7 protein-coding genes are annotated in these 5,120 nt (G+C 69.8%); all 7 read left to right on the top strand.

The genetic code is table 11. The annotated features are described in order from the left end of the window. Positions 1-127 (top strand): biotin/lipoyl-containing protein (locus ADK55_RS36210; protein WP_159041339.1); only part of this gene is annotated, 127 nt, incomplete at its 5' end. Positions 128-262: 135 nt separating this feature from the next. Further along, positions 263-592 carry a TcmI family type II polyketide cyclase gene (locus tag ADK55_RS09800; RefSeq protein WP_053677108.1) on the top strand — a complete coding sequence of 110 codons (330 nt, stop codon included), beginning with the start codon at positions 263-265 and terminating at the stop codon, positions 590-592. Then, positions 589-1,860, top strand: coding sequence for a beta-ketoacyl-[acyl-carrier-protein] synthase family protein (locus ADK55_RS09805; protein WP_053677109.1), 1,272 nt, complete (start codon positions 589-591; stop codon positions 1,858-1,860). The genes ADK55_RS09800 and ADK55_RS09805 overlap by 4 nt, the downstream gene beginning before the upstream one ends. Next, the gene (locus tag ADK55_RS09810) at positions 1,857-3,071 is read left to right on the top strand and encodes a ketosynthase chain-length factor (RefSeq protein WP_053677110.1); all 1,215 of its coding nucleotides are present in this window, start codon (positions 1,857-1,859) and stop codon (positions 3,069-3,071) included. The genes ADK55_RS09805 and ADK55_RS09810 overlap by 4 nt, the downstream gene beginning before the upstream one ends. Positions 3,072-3,403: 332 nt before the next feature. After that, the gene (locus ADK55_RS09815; RefSeq protein ID WP_053677111.1) at positions 3,404-3,676 is read left to right on the top strand and encodes an acyl carrier protein; all 273 of its coding nucleotides are present in this window, start codon (positions 3,404-3,406) and stop codon (positions 3,674-3,676) included. A 95-nt stretch (positions 3,677-3,771) separates the two neighbouring features. After that, positions 3,772-4,557 (top strand): 3-oxoacyl-ACP reductase FabG, encoded by a 786-nt coding sequence (fabG, locus tag ADK55_RS09820; protein ID WP_053677112.1) that lies wholly within the window; start codon positions 3,772-3,774, stop codon positions 4,555-4,557. Positions 4,558-4,615: 58 nt separating this feature from the next. Then, positions 4,616-5,120 (top strand): aromatase/cyclase (locus ADK55_RS09825; RefSeq protein ID WP_199826482.1); only part of this gene is annotated, 505 nt, incomplete at its 3' end.

The following is a 5,120-nucleotide window of genomic DNA, read 5'->3' on the forward strand; positions in this document are numbered from 1 at the left end:
CGTTCTCGAGGCCATGAAGATGGAACAGCCCCTCAACGCACACCGCTCCGGCACCATCGTCGGCCTCAAGGCCGAAGTCGGCGCGTCCCTCACCTCCGGCGCCGGCATCTGCGAGATCAAGGACTGATACATGGCATTCCGCTGAATTCGTCTGCGGAATTCTTGCGAGTCCTGACAATTCCCTGACGTAATCGTCGTTGAAAACATCATTCGGGCCTCGCATACTTAATTCCAATTCATGGGTCGTGAGGAGAGGGAACGAATGCACAGCACTCTGATCGTGGCGCGGATGGATCCCGGTTCCAGCATTGACGTCGCCAAGCTCTTCGGTGAGTTCGACGCCACCGAGATGCCCCACCGCATGGGTACGCGTCGCCGGCAGCTTTTCGAATACCGGGGGCTGTACTTCCATCTGCAGGACTTCGACACCGACAACGGTGGCGAGCTGATCGAGGCCGCCAAGGGTGACCCGCGCTTCGTGGGCATCAGCGAGGACCTCAAGCCGTTCATCGGGGCCTACGACCCCGCCACCTGGCGTTCCCCCGCCGACGCGATGGCGAAGCGCTTCTACGACTGGGAGGCGTCCGCGTGACCGGACGACGTGTGGTCATCACCGGCATCGAGGTGCTCGCGCCCGGTGGTGTCGGGACCAAGAACTTCTGGAACCTGCTGAGCGAGGGCCGCACCGCGACCCGCGGCATCACCTTCTTCGACCCCAGCCCCTTCCGTTCGCGGGTCGCCGCCGAGATCGACTTCGATCCGCAGGAACACGGCCTGACCCCGCAGGAGATCCGGCGCATGGACCGGGCCGCGCAGTTCGCGGTGGTCGCCGCCCGCGGCGCCGTCGCCGACAGCGGCATCGACCTGGAGACGTACGACCCGTACCGCGTGGGCGTCACCATCGGCAGCGCCGTCGGCGCCACGATGGGCCTCGACGAGGAGTACAACGTCGTCAGCGACGGCGGCCGACTCCACCTCGTCGACCACGAGTACGCGGTCCCGCACCTCTACAACTACCTGGTGCCCAGCTCCTTCACCGCCGAGGTCGCCTGGGCGGTCGGCGCGCAGGGACCCAGCACCGTGGTCTCCACCGGCTGCACCTCAGGCATCGACTCGGTGGGTCACGCCGTGGACCTGCTCCGCGAGGGCTCGGTCGACGTGATGATCGCCGGTTCCTCGGACGCGCCGATCTCGCCGATCACCATGGCCTGCTTCGACGCGATCAAGGCGACCACCCCCCGCCACGACGACCCCGGTCACGCCTCCCGCCCCTTCGACGGAACCCGCAACGGCTTCGTCCTGGGCGAGGGCGCGGCGGTGTTCGTCCTGGAGGAGCTGGAGCACGCCAAGAAGCGCGGCGCGCACGTCTACGCCGAGATAGCCGGCTACGCCACCCGCTCCAACGCCTACCACATGACCGGTCTGCGGCCGGACGGCAAGGAGATGGCGGAGGCCATCCGGGTCGCGCTGTGCGAGGCCAAGATGAACCCGACCGAGATCGACTACATCAACGCGCACGGCTCGGGCACCAAGCAGAACGACCGCCACGAGACCGCCGCGTTCAAGCGGAGCCTCGGCGACCACGCCTACCGGACCCCGGTCAGCTCGATCAAGTCGATGGTCGGGCACTCGCTCGGCGCCATCGGCTCCATCGAGATCGCCGCGTCCGCGCTGGCGATGGAGAACAACGTCGTCCCGCCGACGGCGAACCTCCACACCCCGGACCCGGAGTGCGACCTCGACTACGTCCCCCTGGTCGCCCGGGAGCAGTTGACCGACGCGGTCCTGACCGTCGGAAGCGGCTTCGGCGGTTTCCAGAGCGCCATGGTGCTGGCGCGTCCCGAGAGGAGCGTGGCATGACCACCTCGGTTGTGGTGACGGGTCTGGGCATCACGGCGCCCAACGGCCTGGGCACGGAGGACTACTGGGCGGCGACCCGGACGGGCAAGAACGGCATCGGCCGGGTCACCCGGTTCGACCCCGCCGGCTATCCGTCCACCCTCGCCGGCGAGATACCCGGGTTCTCCGACGAGGAGCTGCTGCCGAGCCGGCTGCTCCCGCAGACCGACCGGATGACGCGCCTCGCGCTCGTCGCCGCCGAGTGGGCGCTGGCCGACGCGGGTGTCGATCCGCAGAGCCTGCCCGAGTACGACATGGGCGTGGTCACGGCCAGTTCGTCGGGCGGCTTCGAGTTCGGGCAGAACGAGCTCCAGAAGCTGTGGAGCCAGGGCGCGCAGTACGTCAGCGCGTACCAGTCCTTCGCCTGGTTCTATGCCGTCAACAGCGGCCAGATCTCCATCCGCAGCGGGCTCAAGGGCCCCAGCGGAGTGATCGTCAGCGACGAGGCCGGCGGTCTGGACGCGTTGGCGCAGGGCCGTCGGCTGATCCGCAAGGGCACCCCGATGATCGTGTCGGGCGGGGTCGACGCCTCGATCTGCCCGTGGGGTTGGGTCGCGCAGCTCGCCGCCAAGCGGCTGAGCACCAGCGACGAGCCGACCCGCGCGTTCCTGCCGTTCGACGCGGACGCCTCGGGCTACGTGCCCGGCGAGGGCGGCGCCATCCTGATCATGGAGTCGGCGGAGTCGGCCCGTGCGCGCGGCGCGAAGATCTACGGCGAGATCGCCGGTTACGGCGCCACCTTCGACGCGGCGCCCGGCAGCGACCGGGAGCCCGCGCTGCGCAAGGCCATCGAGTTCGCCCTCGACGACGCGGGTGTCCGGCCCGAGGACGTGGACGTGGTCTTCGCGGACGCCGCCGGCGTCCCGGAACTGGACCGCGTCGAGGCCGAGGCCATCGGCGCCGTGTTCGGCGAGCGGGGCGTCCCGGTCACCGCACCCAAGACGATGACGGGCCGGCTGTACTCGGGCGCGGCGCCGCTGGACGTCGCGACCGCCCTGCTGGCGATCGAGGAGGGGCTCATCCCCCCGACCGTCAACGTGCACCCGGCCGAGGAGTACGCGCTCGACCTGGTCGTGGACCGGCCGCGCACCGCGCAGGTCCGTACCGCCCTGGTCGTGGCCCGCGGTTACGGCGGCTTCAACTCGGCCGTCGTCGTCCGCGCCGCGGACTAGGTCCTGTCGTCAAAGTCTCGCCTGGCCCGCGGCGCCCGGTACCGCACCTCGCCGCGTTGTCGGGGCACCCGAGTACGTCCAGTACACGGGCGCCCCTCCGCCTTGCGATGCACGGCACCGGACACCGCGGGCCCTACCGGCGCCACTTTGACGACAGGACCCAGGTCCCGCCCGCCCGCCGGTCCCCGTACGCCCCGAGCCCGGCGTCCTCCTCCGCCGCCACCCCCCGACCGGCGGCGGAGGACGCCTTCCCCCACGGCCTCACATCCCACGGACCCCCCACACACACACCATCCCCACACCACCGATCCACGAGCCATGAAGGGCCACACGTGTCCACTCAGACCTTCACCCTTGACGACCTGCGGCGGATCCTCCTCGAAGGCGCCGGCGCCGACGAGGGCGTCGACCTCGACGGCGACATCCTCGACGTCCAGTTCGAGGCGCTCGGCTACGAGTCCCTCGCCCTGCTGGAGACCGGCAGCCGCATCGAGCGCGAGTACAAGATCGTCCTCGACGAGGACCTGCTCACCGACGCCGACACCCCGCGCGCGCTGATCGCGGCCGTCAACGGCCACCTCACCGCGGTGCCCAGCGCCGCCTGAGTCGCCCGCCGCACCCAGCACGTTCCCCGGGCCGGGCGGACGCGTTCCGCCCGGCCCCGCCGAATCACCCCCGGACACTTACGGAGTACACGAACATGTCGACGCAGGAGAAGCGGATCGCCCTGATCACGGGCGCCACCAGCGGCATCGGCCTGGCCGCAGCCCGCGCACTGGGTGCCCAGGGGCACGCGGTCTTCATCGGCGCGCGCAGCGCCGACAATGTCGCCGCCACGGTCAAGGAGCTCCAGGCGGAGGGCCTCGAAGCCGACGGAACGGTCCTCGACGTACGCGACTCCGCCTCCGCCGCCGCGTTCGTCCAGGCCGCGGTCGACCGCTTCGGCAGCGTCGACGTCCTGGTCAACAACGCCGGCCGGTCCGGTGGCGGCGTCACCGCGGACATAGACGAGGAGCTGTGGGCCGATGTCATCGACACCAACCTCACCAGCGTCTTCCGGCTGACCAAGGAAGTCCTCAACACCGGCGGGATGCGCCACAAGAACCGCGGCCGCATCATCAACATCGCCTCCACCGCAGGCAAGCAGGGCGTCGTCCTGGGCGCCCCGTACTCGGCCTCCAAGCACGGCGTGGTCGGCTTCACCAAGGCCCTCGGCAACGAACTCGCCCCCACCGGGATCACGGTCAACGCCGTCTGCCCCGGCTACGTCGAGACGCCCATGGCCCAGCGCGTCCGCGCCGGATACGCCGCCGCCTACGACACCTCCGAGGACGCCATCCTCGACAAGTTCCGGTCGAAGATCCCGCTCGGCCGGTACTCCACCCCCGAAGAGGTCGCCGGCATGGTCGCCTACCTCGCCTCCGACACCGCCGCGTCCGTCACGGCGCAGGCGATCAACGTCTGCGGCGGGCTCGGCAACTTCTGATCCGCACCCCTTGCCACCAGGGTGCCGACGCGCCCGAGTTCTCGAAGAGGAAGCCGTCATGACAACCCGCGAGGTTGAGCACGAGATCACCATCGCCGCGCCGGCATCGGACGTGTACCGGCTGCTGGCCGACGTCGTCAACTGGCCGCGCATCTTCCCGCCCACCATCCACGTGGACCGGGTCGACTTCAACGGCACGCACGAGCGGATCCGGATCTGGGCCACCGCCAACGGCCAACCGAAGAACTGGACCTCGCGCCGCGAACTCGACCCGCAGGGCCTGCGGATCACCTTCCGCCAGGAGGTCACCACCAAGCCGGTCGCCTCGATGGGCGGCGCGTGGATCATCGAGCCGCTCGACGAGAACTCCTCGCGGGTCCGGCTGCTCCACGACTACCGGGCGATCGACGACGACGCGCACGACCTGCTCTGGATCGACGAGGCCGTCGACAAGAACAGCCGCTCCGAGTTGGCGGCGTTGAAGCGGAACGTGGAGTTCGCCCACGGCGCCGAGGACGTCACCTTCTCCTTCGAGGACACCGTCACCATCGACGGCTCCGCCA

It is taken from the genome of Streptomyces sp. WM4235, assembly GCF_001279725.1.
In the GTDB taxonomy this organism is placed as follows: Bacteria; Actinomycetota; Actinomycetes; order Streptomycetales; family Streptomycetaceae; genus Streptomyces.